At 52.8% G+C, this 20523-nt stretch carries 21 protein-coding genes and 1 pseudogene; 16 read left to right on the plus strand and 6 right to left on the minus strand.

Features of this window, described 5'->3' with window-relative positions:
• Positions 1-76: 76 nt before the first annotated feature.
• The 14 genes from AAYN39_RS08450 (at position 77) to AAYN39_RS08515 (ending at position 10478) form a co-directional block, all read left to right on the plus strand.
• A complete protein-coding gene (locus tag AAYN39_RS08450; RefSeq protein ID WP_000202966.1) occupies positions 77-574 on the plus strand; it encodes a M48 family metallopeptidase in 498 nt (165 codons plus the stop codon).
• A gap of 151 nt (positions 575-725) precedes the next feature.
• Positions 726-1418 carry a vancomycin high temperature exclusion protein gene (locus tag AAYN39_RS08455; protein WP_000951045.1) on the plus strand — a complete coding sequence of 231 codons (693 nt, stop codon included), beginning with the start codon at positions 726-728 and terminating at the stop codon, positions 1416-1418.
• Between the two features lie 87 nt (positions 1419-1505).
• On the plus strand, positions 1506-2504 hold the full coding sequence (locus AAYN39_RS08460; protein WP_024131215.1) for a Gfo/Idh/MocA family oxidoreductase: 999 nt from the start codon (positions 1506-1508) through the stop codon (positions 2502-2504).
• A gap of 267 nt (positions 2505-2771) precedes the next feature.
• Positions 2772-3740 (plus strand): TerC family protein, encoded by a 969-nt coding sequence (locus AAYN39_RS08465; protein WP_001098834.1) that lies wholly within the window; start codon positions 2772-2774, stop codon positions 3738-3740.
• Positions 3741-3994: 254 nt separating this feature from the next.
• Positions 3995-5239 carry a serine/threonine transporter SstT gene (gene sstT, locus AAYN39_RS08470; protein ID WP_000235369.1) on the plus strand — a complete coding sequence of 415 codons (1245 nt, stop codon included), beginning with the start codon at positions 3995-3997 and terminating at the stop codon, positions 5237-5239.
• A 449-nt stretch (positions 5240-5688) separates the two neighbouring features.
• A complete protein-coding gene (gene yqjA, locus AAYN39_RS08475) occupies positions 5689-6351 on the plus strand; it encodes a DedA family general envelope maintenance protein YqjA (protein ID WP_000422141.1) in 663 nt (220 codons plus the stop codon).
• Positions 6352-6354: 3 nt separating this feature from the next.
• Positions 6355-6738 carry an EnvZ/OmpR regulon moderator MzrA gene (mzrA, locus tag AAYN39_RS08480; protein WP_000917516.1) on the plus strand — a complete coding sequence of 128 codons (384 nt, stop codon included), beginning with the start codon at positions 6355-6357 and terminating at the stop codon, positions 6736-6738.
• Positions 6739-6882: 144 nt separating this feature from the next.
• Positions 6883-7251 (plus strand): DUF1090 domain-containing protein, encoded by a 369-nt coding sequence (locus AAYN39_RS08485; protein WP_000877297.1) that lies wholly within the window; start codon positions 6883-6885, stop codon positions 7249-7251.
• A gap of 41 nt (positions 7252-7292) precedes the next feature.
• Entirely contained in the window at positions 7293-7598 is a 306-nt protein-coding gene (locus AAYN39_RS08490; RefSeq protein ID WP_000031219.1) for a YqjD family protein, read from the plus strand.
• 2 nt (positions 7599-7600) lie between these two features.
• On the plus strand, positions 7601-7999 hold the full coding sequence (locus AAYN39_RS08495) for a phage holin family protein (RefSeq protein WP_000785626.1): 399 nt from the start codon (positions 7601-7603) through the stop codon (positions 7997-7999).
• Positions 7996-8295 (plus strand): YqjK family protein, encoded by a 300-nt coding sequence (locus AAYN39_RS08500; protein WP_000095496.1) that lies wholly within the window; start codon positions 7996-7998, stop codon positions 8293-8295. The genes AAYN39_RS08495 and AAYN39_RS08500 overlap by 4 nt, the downstream gene beginning before the upstream one ends.
• 247 nt (positions 8296-8542) lie before the next feature.
• Entirely contained in the window at positions 8543-8935 is a 393-nt protein-coding gene (locus AAYN39_RS08505) for a DoxX family protein (protein ID WP_024131216.1), read from the plus strand.
• 67 nt (positions 8936-9002) lie between these two features.
• Positions 9003-9989: a glutathione S-transferase family protein gene (locus AAYN39_RS08510; RefSeq protein ID WP_000531164.1), complete on the plus strand. Its 987-nt coding sequence runs from the start codon at positions 9003-9005 to the stop codon at positions 9987-9989.
• A 123-nt stretch (positions 9990-10112) separates the two neighbouring features.
• Positions 10113-10478, plus strand: coding sequence for a DUF805 domain-containing protein (locus AAYN39_RS08515; RefSeq protein ID WP_000384139.1), 366 nt, complete (start codon positions 10113-10115; stop codon positions 10476-10478).
• A 38-nt stretch (positions 10479-10516) separates the two neighbouring features.
• Here AAYN39_RS08515 and yhaJ read toward each other — a convergent pair whose 3' ends face one another.
• Positions 10517-11413 carry a DNA-binding transcriptional regulator YhaJ gene (gene yhaJ, locus AAYN39_RS08520; RefSeq protein ID WP_001041028.1) on the minus strand — a complete coding sequence of 299 codons (897 nt, stop codon included), beginning with the start codon at positions 11411-11413 and terminating at the stop codon, positions 10517-10519.
• 104 nt (positions 11414-11517) lie between these two features.
• Between yhaJ and AAYN39_RS08525 the strand changes: the two genes are divergently transcribed.
• Positions 11518-12219: a pirin family protein gene (locus AAYN39_RS08525; RefSeq protein WP_000633552.1), complete on the plus strand. Its 702-nt coding sequence runs from the start codon at positions 11518-11520 to the stop codon at positions 12217-12219.
• 23 nt (positions 12220-12242) lie between these two features.
• A complete protein-coding gene (locus AAYN39_RS08530) occupies positions 12243-12407 on the plus strand; it encodes a hypothetical protein (protein ID WP_000039324.1) in 165 nt (54 codons plus the stop codon).
• A 112-nt stretch (positions 12408-12519) separates the two neighbouring features.
• On the opposite strand, the gene AAYN39_RS08535 is transcribed toward AAYN39_RS08530, so the two are convergent.
• The 5 genes and pseudogenes from AAYN39_RS08535 to tdcD form a co-directional block, all read right to left on the minus strand.
• Positions 12520-13830, minus strand: a complete 1311-nt coding sequence (locus tag AAYN39_RS08535; protein WP_000463069.1) for a serine dehydratase subunit alpha family protein — start codon at positions 13828-13830, stop codon at positions 12520-12522.
• Positions 13831-13855: 25 nt separating this feature from the next.
• A pseudogene (locus AAYN39_RS08540) lies at positions 13856-15186 on the minus strand (hypothetical protein).
• 314 nt (positions 15187-15500) lie between these two features.
• Entirely contained in the window at positions 15501-16865 is a 1365-nt protein-coding gene (gene tdcG / locus AAYN39_RS08545; protein ID WP_000622070.1) for an L-serine ammonia-lyase, read from the minus strand.
• Between the two features lie 69 nt (positions 16866-16934).
• Positions 16935-19229 (minus strand): formate C-acetyltransferase, encoded by a 2295-nt coding sequence (gene pflB, locus AAYN39_RS08550; RefSeq protein WP_000867312.1) that lies wholly within the window; start codon positions 19227-19229, stop codon positions 16935-16937.
• A 33-nt stretch (positions 19230-19262) separates the two neighbouring features.
• Positions 19263-20471: a propionate kinase gene (gene tdcD / locus AAYN39_RS08555; RefSeq protein WP_001001859.1), complete on the minus strand. Its 1209-nt coding sequence runs from the start codon at positions 20469-20471 to the stop codon at positions 19263-19265.
• Between the last annotated feature and the right edge of the window lie 52 nt (positions 20472-20523).

Raw genomic sequence — 20523 nt, forward strand, 5'->3', positions numbered from 1 at the left:
TGAATGGTAAAATTGCGGCGTTATCCCTGAAAAGGGTGCGTGAGTATACACTTTTTATCGGCAACATGGAGCTTTGATGACCTCACTAACTTACCTTCAGGGGTATCCGGAACATCTCCTTGCCCAGGTGCGCGCCTTAATCGCCGAGCAGCGCCTGGGGGCGGTGCTGGAAAAACGTTATCCCGGCGCGCATGATTACGCTACTGACAAAGCGCTATATCACTATACTCAGGAACTGAAAAGTCAGTTTCTGCGCAATGCGCCGCCCATCAATAAAGTGATGTATGACAGCAAGATCCATGTGCTGAAAAATGCGCTGGGACTGCATACCGCTGTCTCGCGCGTTCAGGGCGGCAAGCTCAAGGCCAAGGCGGAGATCCGCGTCGCCACCGTGTTTCGCAACGCCCCGGAGCCATTCTTACGAATGATTGTGGTTCACGAACTGGCGCACCTGAAAGAGAAAGATCATAACAAAGCGTTTTATCAGCTCTGCTGCCATATGGAGCCGCAGTACCATCAACTGGAATTTGATACGCGCCTGTGGCTGACGCATCAGGCGCTGTCGGCACAATAAATTCTGAAAATGCCCCTTCCCCCGTATCTTTTTAACGGCGTGGGCATAAAATCGACGCGTTCACATTTCGCTCATTGCCTGCCGCCACCTCAAGGATGACGATCTGTAGAGGGTATTTTTTATCCACCGCCAACGGAACCGCGCAACAACCATGCTCTCACAATGTGCCCGTTTTATCCGCCGCCTCTGTTTTACACGCCGGGCGTTAACAGTGGCGTGTTTTCTGCTTGTCGCAGCAGGCGTCGCGCTTTTCTATTCCAACTGGCTTATCGTCAACGCCTCACAGCATCTGACATGGAATGACATTCAGACCGTTCCCGCCCGCAATGTCGGGCTGGTATTAGGCGCCAAACCCGGCAATCGGTATTTTACCCGGCGGATTAATACTGCCGCCGCGTTGTACCACGCCGGTAAAGTGAAGTGGCTGTTAGTCAGCGGCGATAACGGCAAAAAAGAGTACGATGAACCTTCGGCGATGCAGCAGGCGCTGATAGCGAAAGGTGTGCCGGAAGCGGCCATTTTTTGTGATTATGCCGGATTCTCCACGCTGGACTCCGTGGTTCGCGCCCGGAAAGTGTTTGGCGAAAGCCGCATTACGATTATCTCGCAAGCATTTCATAATCAACGGGCGATCTGGCTGGCGCAACAATATGGCATTGACGCTATCGGCGTTAACGCGCCGGATCTGAATAAAAGGCACGGAACCTACACACGACTTCGGGAAAAGCTGGCGCGGGTTAGCGCAGTGCTGGATGCCAAAATTTTGCATCGTCAGCCTAAATATCTGGGCGCTGGCGTCACTATTGGGGCTGATAGCGCACACGGGTGCCCTTCTCGCCAGTAAAATGCCAGAGTGCGTCGCAGCGCACTGGCAAGGGCGGAAAGGCGTGCTACATTGACGAAAATCCCTTTCTGGAGTCCGCTGACGTTTATGATACGTTTCGCTGTAATTGGGACTAACTGGATCACGCGCCAGTTTGTCGACGCCGCCCATGAAACCGGCAAATTCAGGCTCGCCGCCGTTTACTCCCGTAGACTTGAACAGGCGCAGTCTTTCGCAAATGATTATCCCGTCGAGCATCTGTTTACCTCGCTGGAAGCGATGGCGCAAAGCGACGCGATTGAGGCGGTTTATATCGCCAGCCCGAATTCCCTGCATTTCTCCCAGACGCAGCGCTTTTTGCAGCATAAAAAACATGTCATGTGCGAAAAGCCGCTGGCTTCTAACCTGGCGGAGGTTGATGCCGCTATCGCCTGCGCGCGCGATAATCAGCGGGTACTGTTTGAAGCCTTTAAAACCGCCTGCCTGCCCAATTTCCTGCTGCTGCGGGAATCGTTGCCGAAAATCGGCAGAATGCATAAAGCATTACTAAATTACTGCCAGTACTCTTCACGTTATCAGCGCTATCTGAACGGTGAAAATCCGAATACGTTTAATCCGGCCTTCTCCAATGGTTCGATTATGGATATCGGGTATTACTGTCTGGCGTCGGCGATCGCGCTATGGGGCGAGCCGCGCAGCGTTCAGGCGTCGGCGAATTTATTGGAAAGCGGAGTAGATGCACACGGCGTCGTGGTTATGGATTACGGCGATTTTAGCGTCACGCTACAGCATTCCAAAGTCAGCGACTCGGTACTGGCCAGTGAAATTCAGGGCGAGAGGGGATCGCTGGTCATTGAAAAGCTGTCGGAATGCCAGAAAGTGTGTTTTGCGCCGCGCGGCGCGCTGATGCAGGATCTGACCCAGCCTCAGCATATTAATACCATGCTGTATGAAGCCGGGGCGTTTGCCCAGCTTATTGAAAACCACGCCGTGGAACATCCGGGGTTGTCGCTAAGTCGCGCCACGGCAAAATGGCTGACAGAAATACGCCGTCAAACCGGGGTCATCTTCCCGGCGGACGATCTGACTCATCCCCCTACTGCGTAAAATTATGTAAATCGTATGTTACAGGTCATTGACTCTACGCGTGGCCTGTCATACTTTGTTACGCGCAAAGGGGAGTAACTTCATTGCCGGTCGATCGTCATTACGATGTGTGCAAAACCACATCCGGTCACCGGGCAGCCATAAAGGAATGCGTCAGCGTATTCCTTTATTGTTGTAAGTGAGACCTTGCCGAATGGCAAGGTCTATGCATAAAAGCAGCGGCTAATGCCATTCGGCATTAGCCGTTTTTTTGCATGGGGAGAAATAATGAATACTGTTGGTACGCCATTATTATGGGGTGGATTCGCGGTTGTTGTGGTGATAATGCTATCCATCGACTTGTTGTTGCAGGGACGCCGTGGCGCACATGCGATGTCGATGAAACAAGCGGCAGGATGGTCAATCCTGTGGGTAACGCTCTCGCTACTGTTTAACGCCGCTTTCTGGTGGTATCTGGCTGAAACGCAAGGGCGCGAAGTTGCTGACCCGCAGGCATTAGCGTTCCTTACCGGCTATCTGATTGAAAAGTCGCTGGCCGTAGATAACGTCTTTGTCTGGCTGATGCTGTTTAGCTATTTCTCCGTCCCTCCGGCTCTGCAACGCCGGGTGCTGGTGTATGGGGTTCTTGGCGCGATCGTGTTGCGTACTATCATGATTTTCGCCGGTACCTGGCTTATCACTCAGTTCGAATGGCTGCTGTATGTGTTCGGCGCCTTCTTGCTGTTTACCGGCGTAAAAATGGCGCTGGCGAAGGAAGACGAATCCGGCATTGGCGAAAAACCGATGGTGCGTTGGCTGCGCGGGCATCTGCGCATGACTGATACGATCGAGAACGAGCACTTTTTCGTACGTAAAAACGGCCTGCTATATGCCACGCCGCTGCTGCTGGTGCTGATTATGGTTGAGTTCAGCGATGTGATCTTCGCCGTTGACAGTATTCCGGCGATCTTTGCGGTCACCACCGACCCGTTCATCGTACTGACCTCTAACCTGTTTGCCATCTTAGGACTGCGCGCGATGTACTTCCTGCTGTCCGGCGTGGCGGAACGCTTCTCGATGCTGAAATATGGTCTGGCGGTCATTCTGGTCTTTATCGGCATTAAGATGCTGATCGTCGACTTCTACCATATTCCTATCGCGATTTCGCTGGGCGTAGTGTTTGGCATTCTGACCATTACGCTGGTGATTAACACCTGGGTTAACCATCAGCGCGATAAGAAACTACGAGCGCAATAATCTTTTATCGGGGTAAACCTGCCCCATCAAAAACGCCCGGCAGCGTACACCTGCCGGGCGTTTTTGTTTAACATGTCACAATACTGTTAATATAAAGTTATAAAACATGATCACAGCAAAAAATCCAGGATATTTCGCTTCCCGAACCTTCAACTTTCCTTATACTCAACCAGGCAAACACTTTGTTACATCCTGAAAGATGCGCCGTAAGAGCGTGCAGGGGATGACCAGCAACACAATACAAGGAATATGAAATGGCTACGCAACGAGCATCAGGGCTACTGCAGCGTTTAGCGCAAGGCAGTCTGGTTAAACAAATTTTAGTGGGTCTGGTACTGGGGATTTTACTGGCATGGATTTCTAAGCCTGTGGCAGAAGCGGTTGGCTTGCTTGGCACCCTGTTCGTCGGCGCCTTAAAAGCGGTCGCCCCCGTTCTGGTGCTGATGCTGGTAATGGCCTCGATCGCCAACCACCAGCACGGCCAAAAAACCAATATTCGCCCTATTCTCTTTCTTTACCTGCTAGGCACCTTTTCAGCCGCGCTGGCGGCCGTTGTGTTCAGCTTCGCCTTCCCTTCAACGCTGCATCTGTCCAGTAGCGCCCAGGATATCGTGCCGCCGTCCGGCATTGTAGAAGTCCTGCGCGGTCTGCTGATGAGCATGGTGTCGAACCCCATCGACGCACTGCTGAACGCTAACTATATCGGGATTCTGGTGTGGGCCGTCGGTCTGGGATTTGCCCTGCGTCATGGCAATGAAACCACCAAAAACCTCGTGAACGATATGTCTAACGCCGTGACCTTTATGGTGAAACTGGTGATCCGTTTCGCGCCAGTCGGTATTTTTGGTCTGGTTTCATCAACGCTTGCAACCACCGGCTTCTCCACCCTGTGGGGCTATGCGCACCTGCTGGTCGTCTTGATTGGCTGTATGCTGCTGGTCGCGCTGGTGGTCAACCCGCTGTTGGTATTCTGGAAAATTCGTCGCAACCCTTATCCGCTGGTGTTCGCCTGCCTGCGTGAAAGCGGTGTTTATGCCTTCTTTACCCGCAGTTCTGCCGCCAATATTCCAGTGAATATGGCGCTGTGCGAAAAACTGAATCTGGACAGGGATACTTACTCCGTTTCCATTCCGCTGGGTGCCACTATCAATATGGCCGGCGCGGCAATTACCATTACGGTTCTGACGTTGGCGGCAGTTCATACGTTAGGCGTCCCGGTGGATCTGCCTACAGCGCTGCTGCTGAGCGTGGTGGCCTCGCTGTGTGCTTGCGGCGCCTCCGGCGTGGCAGGCGGTTCATTGCTGCTGATCCCGCTGGCGTGCAACATGTTTGGCATCCCGAACGATATCGCGATGCAGGTAGTAGCGGTCGGCTTTATTATCGGAGTATTGCAGGATTCGTGTGAAACGGCGCTGAACTCATCTACCGATGTTCTGTTCACTGCGGCAGCCTGCCAGGCAGAGGACGAACGTCTGGCGAATAACGCCTTGCGTAGCTAAGTGATTATCAATGCCGGATGGCGCGTGCCATCCGGCGTGACGATAAATCAGAATCTCCCAATCCATAGGCTGTGACGGAAAGCGAATTGATGTTCACGCGCGACATCCTCGCGTAACGTTATATGTAGATGGCGTCTGCCGCAGCGCTCGGTCAGCGTAAAGTATAAAGTGTCAGCCTGTGTAAATCCTCTCGCCACCCTCCTTTGCGATAAGCAAAATCAAAGCTCAACGACGCGTAATTTCTATAACGGACTTCGTTGACCTTTGTTACAATTAGATGCATTTTGAATTTTTGTGTGTTAGTGCTTGCTTACTTCACAACTTAACAAGGAATAGTTCAGGCCGCGAATTTGCCGTTTCCGCAACGCTGATAAAAACTCCAACTCTGTTGCGGCAGTGCAAACCTCAGATCACCGGCGTGACGTTAACCGATTCTCCAGGAATACTGAATGGAACTACTGACTCAATTGCTGAATGCCCTGTGGGCTCAGGACTTTGAAACACTGGCCAATCCTTCCATGATTGGCATGTTATATTTTGTGTTATTTATGATTTTGTTTCTGGAAAATGGGCTGCTCCCTGCCGCCTTTTTGCCTGGCGACAGCCTGTTGATACTGGTCGGCGTGCTGATCGCCAAAGGCGCGATGGGTTTTCCACAAACCATTTTGCTGCTTACCGTCGCGGCCAGCCTGGGTTGCTGGGTCAGCTATATACAGGGCCGCTGGCTGGGGAATACCCGCACCGTGCAGAATTGGCTCTCTCATCTCCCCGCACATTATCATCAACGCGCCCATCACCTTTTCCATAAACACGGCCTGTCGGCATTATTGATAGGCCGTTTTATCGCGTTTGTCAGAACGCTGCTACCCACCATTGCCGGCATATCCGGCCTGAATAACGCGCGCTTTCAGTTTTTCAACTGGATGAGTGGCTTGTTGTGGGTGCTTATCCTGACGTCGCTGGGCTATCTGCTGGGCAAAACGCCCGTCTTTATGAAGTATGAAGATCAGCTAATGTCATGCCTGATGCTGCTGCCCGTGGTGCTGCTCTTTTTTGGCCTGGCGGGTTCACTGGTCATGCTGTGGAAAAAGAAGTATGGGAGCCGGGGATAACTTATGCTTAAACCACGCATAACTGCCCGACAACTCATTTGGATCAGCGCTTTTCTGCTGATGCTGACCATACTCATGATGACGTGGTCAACGCTGCGTCAGCAAGAGTCGACGCTGGCCATTCGCGCGGTTAATCAGGGCGCCAGTATGCCAGACGGCTTCTCAGTTCTGCATCATCTGGATGCGAACGGCATTCATTTTAAAAGCATTACGCCTAAAAATGACATGTTGCTCATTACCTTCGATTCCCCTGCGCAAAGCGCCGCAGCAAAAACAGTGCTTGATCAAACGTTACCACACGGTTATGTCGTCGCTCAGCAGGACGATGACAACGAAACGGTACAGTGGTTGTCCCGCTTACGGGAAAGCTCACACCGCTTTGGCTAATCTCCAGGAATCCGAATCATATCACTCACTTTGGTGATTTCATTGTTTAATGACTATGATTAATAAAGCGGTGCTTAACCCACCGCGTTATTATCGGGATCACCGCCCCGGACAACGGGTCCGAACATAAGGGAAAGTTCAGGAATGAAATACCGCATCGCTTTGGCTATCACGCTTTTTACGCTTAGCGCCGGCAGCTACGCTAATTCGCTTTGTCAGGAAAAAGAGCAGGATATACAAAAGGAAATTAGCTACGCTGAAAAGCACAACAATCAGCGCCGTATTGAGGGTCTGAACAAGGCGCTCAGCGAAGTACGCGCCAATTGTACTGACAGCAAGCTGCGCGCCGAGCATCAGAAAAAGATCGCTGAGCAAAAAGAAGAGGTAGCCGAACGCCAACGTGATTTAGCCGAGGCAAAAGCAAAAGGCGATGCGGATAAAATAGACAAACGTGAACGTAAGCTGGCCGAGGCTCAGGATGAGCTAAAAAAACTTGAGGCCAGAGACTACTAAATTAACGCCGAATGTAAATACTCACTCACCTGGAGAAAACTATGTCGAAAGATAACACTACGGAACATCTGCGCGCTGAGTTGAAATCCCTGACCGATACGCTCGAAGAAGTGCTGAGCTCTTCGGGCGAAAAGTCGAAAGAAGAGTTGAGTAAGATTCGTAGCAAAGCCGAGCGCGCGCTGAAAGAGAGCCGTTACCGCCTGGGCGAAACGGGTGATGTGATTGCCAAACAGACTCGCGTCGCCGCCGCCCGTGCCGATGATTATGTGCGCGAAAACCCCTGGACAGGCGTAGGCATTGGCGCCGCTGTCGGTCTGGTGTTGGGCGTACTGCTGACGCGTCGTTAATTATGGCGGACTCTCGACAGGCACAAGGACCAGGCAAAAGCGTACTGGGTATCGGGCAGCGGATTGTCACCATTATCGTTGAGATGGTGGAAACCCGGCTGCGACTGGCGGTAGTAGAACTGGAAGAAGAGAAAGCGAACCTCTTTCAGCTTTTGCTGATGGTAGGTCTTACCATGCTCTTCGCGGCGTTTGGCTTAATGAGCCTGATGGTTCTGGTCATCTGGGCTATCGATCCTCAGTACCGTTTGAACGCGATGATCGCTACCACAGTTGTACTGTTAGTGCTTGCGCTAATCGGCGGCATCTGGACTTTGCGCAAAGCGCGTCAGTCCACGCTATTGCGCCATACGCGGCACGAACTGGCTAACGATCGGCAAATTCTGGAGGACGATCAGTCGTGAGCAGCAAAGGCGAACGCGAAAAACGTAAAGCGCTGCTTCTCAGTCAGATCCAGCAGCAACGGCTGGATCTGTCCGCCAGCCGTCGCGACTGGCTGGAGACCACCGGCGCGTACGATCGCGGCTGGAATACGGTGTTAAGCCTGCGCTCCTGGGCGCTGGTCGGTAGCAGCGTAATGGCCATCTGGACCATCCGTCATCCTAATATGTTGGTACGCTGGGCGAAACGCGGCCTGGGTATCTGGAGCGCCTGGCGCCTGGTAAAAACTACCCTCCGTCAACAACAGCTCCGCGGTTAATATCTTTTCTTTTATAGCATCGCGCCATCAGGTTATCACCCGATTACACCTGGTGGCGCGATACTTTTATGCATATCGTCTCTTTATCAATCACTCAAATTTTTTGAAAAAATTTGGCAATTTTCCTTGCTAACAATTCCTGTACGCCACGTTTATGATTCTCTCCAGCGATAACAATGACGCGCTAAACCGCGCCATTGCTCATGAAAATAGCAGCAGCCGCCGAATCGGCCTCCTGGAGAATAAAATGAAAAAATTAGAAGATATTGGTGTACTGATAGCGCGTATTTTAATGCCAGTTCTGTTTATTACCGCAGGATGGGGAAAAATTAGCGGCTATGCGGGCACACAGCAGTATATGGAAGCGATGGGCGTACCAGGATTCCTGCTGCCGCTCACCATACTGCTTGAGTTCGGCGGCGGTCTGGCGATTCTGCTGGGGTTCCTCACCCGCACCACTGCGCTTTTCACCGCTGGTTTTACGTTGCTGACGGCATTGATCTTCCATAGCAATTTTGCAGAAGGTGTAAACTCGCTGATGTTTATGAAAAACCTGACCATTGCCGGAGGATTCTTATTACTGGCGTTAACCGGGCCTGGCGCGTTCAGCCTTGACCGTCTGCTGAATAAAAAGTGGTAAGCAATCTATACTCAATTAAAAAAGCGAGGGAATAGCGCCTCGCTTTTGTTATCTGAAGGAGAGAGACATGGGACAACTGATCGATGGCGTCTGGCACGATACCTGGTATGACACCAAATCTTCCGGGGGGAAATTTCAGCGTTCAGCGTCGGCTTTCCGCAACTGGCTTACCGCTGACGGCGCGCCCGGACCTTCCGGCGAAGGCGGATTCGCCGCAGAAAAAGATCGTTACCATCTGTACGTTTCCCTTGCCTGCCCCTGGGCGCATCGCACGCTCATTTTCCGTAAACTGAAAGGTCTGGAGCCGTTTATTCCGGTTTCTGTCGTGAATCCATTGATGCTGGAAAACGGCTGGACGTTTGATGATACTTTTCCGGCGGCCACCGGCGATACCCTCTATCAGCATGAATTTCTCTACCAGTTGTATCTGCACGCCGATCCACACTACAGCGGCCGCGTCACCGTGCCGGTCTTATGGGATAAAAAAAATCATACTATCGTCAGCAACGAGTCCGCCGAAATCATTCGTATGTTTAACTCCGCTTTCGATGGGCTGGGCGCTAAAGCCGGGGATTACTATCCCCCCGCGCTGCAAAGCAAAATTGACGAGTTAAACGGCTGGATTTATGACAACGTTAATAACGGCGTTTATAAAGCAGGCTTCGCCACTAGCCAGCAAGCGTATGATGAAGCGGTAGAAAAGGTGTTTACTGCGCTGGCGCGCCTGGAACAGATTCTCGGACAGCACCGCTATCTGACGGGCAACCAGTTGACCGAGGCGGATATCCGCTTATGGACGACCCTGGTACGCTTTGATCCGGTTTACGTGACTCATTTCAAATGCGACAAATACCGAATCAGCGACTACCTGAATCTGTACGGTTTCCTGCGCGATATCTATCAAATACCGGGCATTGCTGAAACCGTCAATATGGACCATATTCGTCACCACTATTTCCGTAGCCATAAAACGATTAACCCCACGGGTATCATTTCTGTCGGACCGTGGCAGGATCTGCTCGAACCTCACGGGCACGACGTGCGCTTTGGCTAATTTCAGGCGTCCTCCGGGACGCCTTATTAATAAATGCCACAAATATTTACCAGCATTTCATTCGCAGCTATTCTTAGTTTGATTACTTTAAAAACAAGTGATTGAACCATTATTGAGGCGAAAATGGATTGGTATTTAAAGGTTTTAAAAAATTATCTGGGATTTGGCGGCCGCGCGCGACGCAAAGAGTACTGGATGTTTATTCTGGTCAATATCATCTTTACCTTTGTGTTGGGCCTGCTGGACGCCATGCTTGGCTGGCAACGCGCCGGGGGTGAAGGCGTTCTGACCACCATTTACGGCGTTCTGATCTTTTTACCGTGGTGGGCCGTGCAGTTCCGTCGTCTGCATGACACTGACCGCTCCGCATGGTGGCTACTGTTGCTACTTATCCCCATTATCGGCTGGCTTATCATCATCGCGTTCAACTGCCAGAATGGTACACCGGGCGACAACCGCTTCGGCCCCGATCCGAAACGTTTTTCCTGAGGGCGGCGCGGCGCCGCTTTTAAAGCGCCGCGCGCTATTTATTTTCCGGCGAATAGCTTAGGTATTTCCCGCAGGCACCAGGCTTTTGCCTCCCCCATACTGTCGCGCCGCCAGGCCATAATAATATCGATTTCGCTGGTCGATTCCGGGCTGACTACGCGTAGCCGCCCTTCGGCAATATCCTGTTCCACCATCGAATATGGCATCGTCGCGACGCCAAGCCCGGCCAGCAGCGCCTGACGTTTATCTTCAATCGTGCTTACCGTCAGACGTGGCTGCTTATCCAGCAGTTGCACCGTTAATACCGGCCGCTCGCGCGCGGTATCCGCTACCGCTACGCCGCGGTATTTAACCCGCGTCACTTCCGAAAGCGGCTCCGGCTCCTGATGAATAGAGTGGTCAGGCGCGGCGACATACACATTCATTAACGTATACAACTTACGGGAGTTAATTTCCGACGACGATCGAAAATGCATATCCGGGGCGATAACGATATCCGCCCGTCCCTGCTCAAGCCGCTCCCATGCGCCAGCCAGTACTTCGGTAATCAATGAAAGCTGCGTATTGGCTTTAGCGGCCAGCCGGTCGATCAGCGGAAAAAAAGCAGGCGTCGGTACCAGAGCTTCAGTGACCAGCGTCAGATGCGTTTCCCAACCGCGGGCCAACGCTTCAGCATCCGTCGTTAACTTGTCTGCCGCTTCCAGCAATACCCGCCCGCGTTCCAGCAGCATACGTCCGACGTTGGTGAATTTTGTACGATGGCCGGAGCGATCGAACAGTACAACGTCCAACTCTTCTTCCAGCTTCTGCATGGTGTAACTCAGCGCGGAGGGCACCCGCCCCAACTCATCAGCCGCTGCGGCAAAACTGCCCCGGCGGTCAATGGCGTCCATCACACGCAATGCTTCAAGCGTCAGCGCTCTCTCTTTAGCCATAACGTTCTCATTCAGGAAATTTGAACATACCGGGCAGAATATCTGGCTAACAATGCAGCGTCCAGCCCCTTAACATAAAAGGAAGTAAAGAGAGGTTAATAACGATGATTACGACCCGAACCGCCAAACAATGTGGACAGGCAGACTACGGATGGCTACAGGCCCGCTATACCTTCTCCTTTGGACACTACTTCGACCCTACACTGCTGGGCTACGCGTCGTTGCGCGTACTGAACCAGGAAGTGCTGGCGCCGGGCGCCTCTTTTCAGCCTCGAACTTATCCAAAGGTGGATATTTTAAACCTGATTCTGGACGGCGAAGCGGAATACCGCGACAGCGACGGCAACCATGTACAGGCTAAAGCGGGCGAAGCGTTGCTGCTCGCCGCGCAGCCGGGCATTAGCTACAGCGAACATAATCTCAGCAAAGTTAAGCCGTTAACCCGAATGCAACTGTGGCTTGACGCCTGTCCTGAACGGGAAAACGCGCTGGTACAAAAAATCCCACTCTCGACGGCGCAACAACAGCTTCTTGCCTCGCCCGACGGTGAGCAAAACAGCTTACAACTGCGCCAACAGGTCTGGGTACATCATATTACGCTGGAGAAAGGCGAATCGCTTAACTTCCAGCTTCACGGGCCGCGCGCCTATTTGCAGTCGATTCACGGTACGTTCCACGCGATGACGCACAACGAAGAACGCGAGGCGTTAACCTGCGGAGATGGCGCATTTATTCGTGATGAACCTAACATTACGCTGGTTGCCGATACGCCGCTGCGCGCATTACTGGTAGATTTACCGGTGTAGCCAGCCAGAAAAGGAGTCGCAAGATGAGCAAAAAATCGGCGAAGAAACGTCAGCCCGTGGTAAAACCTGCCGTACAGGAGGCGATGAGCGCCGCTGTGCCGCTGGGCTATGAAGAGATGCTAACCGAACTGGAAGCCATCGTGGCGGACGCCGAAGCCCGGCTGGCAGAAGAAGAGGCCGCAGCCTGAAATCATGCCGGATGGCGGCGCAAGCGCCCGATCCGGCTGATAACGGGTAGACCCGATAAGCGCAGCGCCATCGGGCAACACGCTGCCCCGACGTCATGCCGGGGCGTTATTATTAATGCGCTTTACTGGCCATAATCTCGATGATCTGCTTGTCTGTCTGCTGCATTGAGCGACACGCCAGCGAACACAAATTCGAAATAGATTGTTCGACATTGTGCGCCACAATCCCTTCGTTTCCGGTCACCGCCGTATCATCCAACGCCATCAGTACGGCTTTCCACGCCGCCGACGCGCTGGTAGAGACTTTCATCGCGCAGCTATTCGACGCGCCATCGCAAATCATCCCGCTGACATCACCAATCATACTGCTGATAGCCATTGCGATAGTGTCGTAACGACCATCTATCAGCCACGCCATACCCGCTGCCGCGCCCATTGCCGCCGTAGTTGCCGCGCACAGCGCCGACAAACGCGGAAGCTGATGGTGAATATAGATAGCGCTCAAATGCGATAACATTAGCGCGCGCGCCAGGCACTCGTCATCGGCGCCGACATGTTCAGCAACCACCATGACTGGCACCGTGGCGGTAATCCCCTGGTTGCCGGAGCCGGAGTTGCTCATCGCGGGCAACGTGGCACCGCCCATTCTGGCGTCTGACGCCGCGCTGGTACGGATCAAAATCGCCGTGGAGAGATCTTTCGCCAGCAGACCGCGATCGCACTGTTTGGCCAGCGTCGAACCAATATGCAGCCCCCAGGAACCACGCAAGCCCTCCTGCGACAACGCGCCGTTTAGCCTGGCCGCATCGAGAATAAAGCGGATAGCGTCAAAGGGCACCGCATTCACAAACGCCAGGATCTCTTCCAGCGAGGTATGAGACAGCACTCCCAGTGGCGAGGTTTTTTCTTCTTCCTGCGCATTATCGGCTTGGGTAAATACCACGCCCTTGTCGGTTTCTATCCGCACAATATTTGTATGATCGCCGACGATCGTGACACATGCCCAGCTATCGCCGCTATACACTTTCGCCCGTGAAAACAGGATATCGTTACATGGCTCCTGCAACATCACTGCAACATGTCCGGCGGCCAGCATCGCTTTTGCATCGGCAACGGCTTTAGCGGAAGCGTCTTTTAACACCTCCAACCCGGCTTTCGCATCACCGCCCAACGCGCCAAGCGCCGCGGCGATCGGTAGCCCTACCATTCCCGTTCCTGGAACGGTAACGCCCATACCATTTTTCATCAGATTAGGCGAAACCCACGCGTCAATGCGTTCAACTGTGCCGTCAAGTTCAGCCGCCGCCGCCGCTGCTGCCAGCGCCAGTGAAATTGGCTCAGTACACCCCAGCGCCGGTTTTACTTCTTCCTGTACGGCCAGGATAAAACTTTGCCACAATGGATTTATTTTAGATTCAAACATAACAACAACCTTAATCTCAGGTATATCAAGAGAATGCCAGGAACGGAGAAACGCATAGCAGCAGACCGGTAATAATAATCAGGTACAACGAAGCGCCTTTATATTTGTGCAATGCGGGAACCTTGTAGACCAACCATGCCGGAATTAAACAGCCCACCATACCGAAGATAGGGCTACAAATAGAGGTGAAGCTCAGTACCGGCGCGTTGAGCACAATGGCGCTCCAGGCCAGCAAAATAGCGAAAATCATAATGCCGCGCTGTACCAGATTTTCCTTAATCTTCTCGGCGGGCATTTTGCGGCGCAGGATATTCATCACAATGCCTTGCGTCGCTTCGCGGAATCCTAAATAAACGCCAAAGAAGGCGGTCATGACGGCAAAGATGTTCAGAATTACGCTAACCACTTTGACCCAGCTAGCGCCATCGCCGCTAATAAATTGCGCGGCGATCGCCAGGGCGGAAATATTCTGCTCGTAGGCTTTCACCGCTTCGTCATGCCCCATCGCCAGGGTGAAGGAAACCGCATAGAAAAAGACGGTAACGAACAGGATGCCAAACGCGATATTCATGGCGCGCAGCGCTTATGGCGTGCGACCTCAATAGATTTTTCGCGTGAACGGTAAGAGATCACCATTGGGCTTAACGTCTGGATAAATAAAATCGAGGTCAGCGTAAATGGCAGGGTAATAATGGCGTTTTTAATCAGCAGGGCCATCGGCGGCAGCGCGCCAATGTTATACAGATGCCACATACCCACCATAGAGACGCCCAGCGCCGCCACTACCAGTAGCTTGGTCAGCACCATGCCGGTGGAAATTTTGAACAGTAATTTTTCACCGCGTGAGGAAATCGCCACCAGGATGCAGATCAGCACCAGACCATAAAATGGACTATCGGAAAGTAATCCTTCCGTTACGCCGAAAGTATGCAGATAAGAGGCGCTGTCGTTAGTAATCGCCGTAGAATAGACGAACATCCAGATGACGAGCATCACAAAGTACAGCGCGCCTAATAAAATACCCCAGTTTTTGCCCAGATAGCCGCTGATCACGCTGGGGTAGTCTTTACATTCCGGGGATTCCGCCAGCGTATTAATAAACAGCCGCTGGAACAGGTACATGGCCGGATAACCAATAATAGAAGAGAGTAAAAAGACCCAAAGTCCCATCAGGCCAACCTAGACAGGAAGAAAAACGATCCCTGCGCCGATCGCCATCCCGATACTCATAATGACCCAGCCGGTGTCGGTACTATCAAATTTGATGGCTTCACGCCATTCGCTTTCTGTCATCCCTGCCCGACGCGCCGGGGCTGATGCGTCGAGGATTACGCTGGTATTACTAGCCGATTCCATAAAATTCTCGCTCAATGTGTAGGTAGAGGTTTTTTTATTTTTCGTGCCGCAGCAAGGCGATATGCAGAACGTGAGGTGCAGGTACTTTCTTGTAATAAGAAAATCATACGCGCACGATAAGAGAAAAACTTACCAATAAAACGCCTGCATTTCTTGTGGGTTAAGAATTATTTTCTATTTACTATTTATTTAATATTGTTATTTTCTCTATTTGACGCGTATCACAACAAAAAAGGGCGCACTTTGGTGCGCCCTTTTCTCAGCTTCTGTCTTCTGCGTTATCCCATAGCCTGCTCACTCTGCGCCTGTCGGGCCTATCCACAAACGACTTTAATCGCCAGACCGCCGCGCGACGTCTCGCGATATTTGTCGTTCATGTCTTTACCCGTTTCGTACATGGTTTCGATCACTTTATCGAGCGAAACCCGCGGCTCAGAGGTACGGCGTAGCGCCATTCGCGCCGCATTTACCGCTTTAACGGCGTTAATCGCATTACGTTCAATACAAGGGATTTGCACCTGACCCGCCACCGGGTCACAGGTGAGGCCAAGGTTATGCTCCATCGCAATTTCCGCCGCAATACAGACCTGCGCCGGGCTGCCGCCCAGCAGTTCTGTCAGCCCCGCCGCCGCCATCGAACACGCGACGCCAACCTCGCCCTGACACCCCACTTCCGCGCCGGATATCGAGGCGTTCATCTTGTACAGCATGCCAATTGCCCCCGCCGACAGCAGATAACGGGCGATAGAGTTGGCATTGACCGGACGACGGAATTTGTCGTAATAGGCCAGCACCGCGGGAATAATGCCGCACGCGCCGTTGGTCAGCGCGGTGACCACTCGCCCGCCCGCCGCGTTCTCTTCGCTCACGGCCAGGGCGAACATGTTAATCCAGTCGATGACGTTCATCGGATCGCGGGAGAGATTATCGCTGGAGACCAGCAGACGCCGTAACGCTACCGCGCGGCGTGGGACGTTCAGCGGCCCCGGCAGCACGCCCTCAGTATTCATGCCACGTTCAATTCCGGTCGCCATCACCTGCCAAATGCGGGCAAAGCCAGCGTCAATCTGCTCTTTGCTCCGCAACGCCAGTTCATTTTGCATCATCAGGCCGGAAACCGAGAGCCCCTGCCTTTCACACAGCGTCAGCAGTTCGCTGGCGGAATGAAAATCATACGGCACCGATTTTTCTACGTCGTGCGACTGACCAAAACGTTCCTCTTCGACAATAAAGCCGCCGCCAATAGAGTAATACGTTTTGTGTAAAAGCGGCGTTTGCCCGTGCCAGGCGGTAATTCGCATACCGTTTTCATGGCGCGCCAGGGTTTCAGCGTGAAAGAGAATACTGTCGGCGACGGGAAAATCCACCACATGCGCGCCACCCGCCACCGATAAACGGCTGCTGCGGGCAACCTCCTGGATAAACGCCGGAATGCTATCAATATTGACATCCTGCGGCGTATTGCCCGCAAGACCCATAATGATGGCGGTATCGGTCGCGTGGCCTTTGCCCGTCAGCGATAGCGATCCGTAAAGATCAACCGTGATGCGCGTCGTTCGCGGCAGGTCGCCGCTGTCGATCAGCCGATCGATAAAACATTTTCCTGCATTCATTGGCCCTACGGTATGGGAGCTTGAAGGTCCAATGCCAATCTTAAAAATATCAAATGCGCTAATCATATCTCCCCCTAAGATTACCGTTCAGTGAAGATCCGTCGCGGGGCGATCCACACGATCGCCCCGTTCACGTTACATCGCCTGAGTAAAGGTGCGCGAAATAACGTCCTGTTGCTGCTCACGAGTCAGCGCATTGAAGCGCACGGCATAGCCGGAAACGCGGATCGTCAGGTTCGGGTAGTTTTCCGGATGTTCAATCGCATCCAGCAACATTTCACGGTTCATGACATTGACGTTCAGATGCTGCCCGCCTTCTACCTGTGCTTCATGATGGAAATAGCCGTCCAGCAGGCCGACAAGATTGGTTTTCCGCACCGCATCTTCTTTCCCGAGCGCCGCAGGCACAATCGAGAAGGTGTACGAAATACCGTCTTTGGCGTAGGTAAACGGCAGTTTCGCCACCGACGTCAGCGAGGCCACCGCCCCTTTGCGGTCACGACCGTGCATCGGGTTCGCCCCCGGCGCGAACGGCGTTCCGGCGCGGCGTCCATCCGGCGTATTGCCGGTCTTCTGCCCGTACACGACGTTCGAGGTGATGGTCAAAATGGACTGCGTCGGCACCGCATTGCGATACGTCGGCAACACGCTAATTTTTTGCATAAAGCGTTTCACCAGGTCGCAGGCGATGCTGTCCACGCGCTCATCGTTGTTGCCGTACTGCGGATACTCGCCTTCAATAGCAAAGTCGATGGCAAGGCCATTTTCGTCGCGAATCGGCTTCACCTGAGCGTACCTGATGGCGGATAGGGAATCCGCCGCCACCGACAGTCCGGCGATGCCGCACGCCATCGTCCGATACACATCACGGTCGTGCAGCGCCATCAGCGAAGCTTCATAGCTGTACTTATCGTGCATATAGTGAATGATGTTCAGCGCGCTAATGTACTGCACCGCCAGCCAGTCCATAAAATGGTCGAGGCTCTCCATTACTGCGTCATAATCCAGCACCTCATCCGTTAACGGCGCGGTTTTCGGCCCAACCTGGATTTTCAGTTTCTCGTCAACGCCGCCATTGATAGCGTACAGCAACGTTTTGGCAAGGTTGGCGCGCGCGCCGAAGAACTGCATCTGCTTACCGATGACCATCGGGCTGACGCAACAAGCGATGGCGTAATCGTCGCTGTTAAAGTCGGTACGCATTAAATCGTCGTTTTCATACTGCAAAGATGAGGTCACGATGGAGACCTGCGCAGCATATTTCTTGAATGCCACCGGCAACGCTTCTGACCACAGTATGGTCAGGTTCGGCTCCGGCGCTGGCCCCATCGTGTGCAGGGTATGCAGATAACGGAAAGAGTTCTTCGTCACCAGCGTGCGGCCATCAAGCCCCATCCCGCCAATAACTTCGGTGGCCCAGATCGGATCGCCGGAAAAGAGCGAATCAAATTCCGGCGTGCGCAGGAAGCGCACCATGCGGATCTTCATGATGAAATGGTCGATCAGCTCCTGCGCCTGCTGCTCTGTCAGAAGACCCGCGTTGAAATCGCGCTCAATGTAGATATCAAGGAACGAGGCGGTTCTTCCCAGCGACATTGCACCGCCATTTTGCGATTTTACCGCCGCCAGATAAGCGAAGTAGAGCCACTGTACCGCTTCCTGCGCGTTCCGCGCCGGGCGGGAGATATCATAGCCGTATTTCGCCGCCATCTCCTGCATTTGCAGCAGCGCGCGACGGTGCTCCGCCAACTCCTCACGCAGGCGAATCGTCGCCTCAAGATTCTGTCCCCGCTCCAGATTCGACTGCAGGTCGGCGAATTGCAGCTCGCGTTCGCGCACCAGATAACGGATGCCATACAGCGCGACGCGGCGATAATCGCCAATAATGCGCCCGCGACCATAACCATCCGGCAAACCGGTTAATACGCTGGATTTACGGCAGCGCAGCATATCCGGCGAGTAAACATCGAATACGCCCTGATTATGGGTTTTCCGCAGGTCGGTAAAGGTATATTCAAAATCGGCGTCCATTTCCCGGCCATAAGCGTGGAATGAACTTTTGATCATGTTAACGCCGCCAAACGGATGCAAAGCGCGTTTAAGCGGCTTATCCGTTTGTAAACCGACGATTTTTTCCAGCTCTTTTTCAATATACCCCGCATCGTGCGCGGTAATCGTCGTCGCGATGTTGGTATCGAAATCCACCGGCGCATGGGTCGCGTTCTCGATACGTATTCCCGCCATCACCTTTTCCCACAACGCTGTGGTCGCTGGCGTCGCGTCGGCGAGAAAAGATTCATCCCCCTCATAGGGCGTATAGTTATGCTGAATAAAATCACAGACATTAATTTCTTCTTTCCAGTCCGTACCTTTAAAATCACGCCATGCTTCGGCATACAGCATATCGCTGGTATCGATATTTACCTTCATGAAAAATAATCTCTCTACAGAACAGCCGTTAAGTTATGCAAATTCCACTGGTGCTTTCACGTTGCCTAAATGAATGGCATCAAGGGCAATCATTTTCTCTTCATTCGTGGGAATAACAGCGCAAATAACCTGAGAAGGGTTAACGGAAATAATGCGCTCGCCGTGAGAATTCGGCTGCTTATTCATTTCAACGTCTAACGTAAGCCCCAGTACGCCCAAATGTTCAATGACCAACTGGCGAATTAATACTGAATTTTCACCAATACCGCCGGTAAAAATAATGCCATCCAGCCGATGTAACGATGCCGCGTGTCCGGCAATGTGACGGGCGATACGGTGGACAAACGTTTTTATCGCTAACCGGGCGCGCTCATGTCCTTCGTGCCAGGCTTTTTCCAGGACTCTAAGGTCGGATGACAACCCGGAGATGCCGAGCAAACCGGACTCTTTATTCACCACTCGCTCCAGATCGCTCAACGTCTGCCCGGTTTCTTTGGCTATCCACGCCATCGCGCCGAAATCAACGTCGCCGCTGCGAGTGCCCATCATCAGCCCCTCAAGCGGCGTCATCCCCATTGAGGTGTCCACGCTCTGACCATTGCGTACCGCGCAGATAGACGCCCCATTGCCCAGATGCGCGACAATCAGACCCGAGTTTTTTTCATCGAGGTCAAGCAGTTCATACGCGCGCCGCGAAACATAGCGATGCGACGTACCGTGAAAGCCGTAGCGACGCACACCCAGGCTGGAAAAATATTCCCACGGCAATCCGTATAAATAGGCTTCCGGCGCCAGCGTCTGGTGGAAACTGGTATCAAATACCGCCACCTGACGCACGGCCGGGAAAAGGCGCCGCGCCGCGTCAATGCCGCTTAAATTAGCGTAATTATGCAGCGGCGCTAAAGGTGATACCCGACGAATATTATCGATAATCTCATCGGTAATAATGACGGACTGCGTAAATAGCTCTCCATCGTGCGCGATACGGTGACCAATTAATGCCACGCTATCCGTTAAATCACGTTTTTCCAGCTCAAAGGCAATGGCTTTTAACGCGTCCTCATAATTAGAGTGCGAGAGGTTTATCGGCTTATCGCCATTAATAGATAAAAAGGCGTTTTCAGTATTCATTCCATCTGCTATTCCCGCCATTAAAACATCACAGGTAGCGACATCCAGTACAGAGAATTTGATAGAAGATGATCCGCAATTAATGACCAGAACGACCGGAAATTCATTCATGTAGTGCCTCCGTCGATGTCAGCCTGCGTCCACGCCCTGGGGCGGAACGCAG

The sequence above is a fragment of the Salmonella sp. K21076 genome (assembly GCF_039650795.1).
Lineage (GTDB): Bacteria > Pseudomonadota > Gammaproteobacteria > Enterobacterales > Enterobacteriaceae > Salmonella > Salmonella enterica.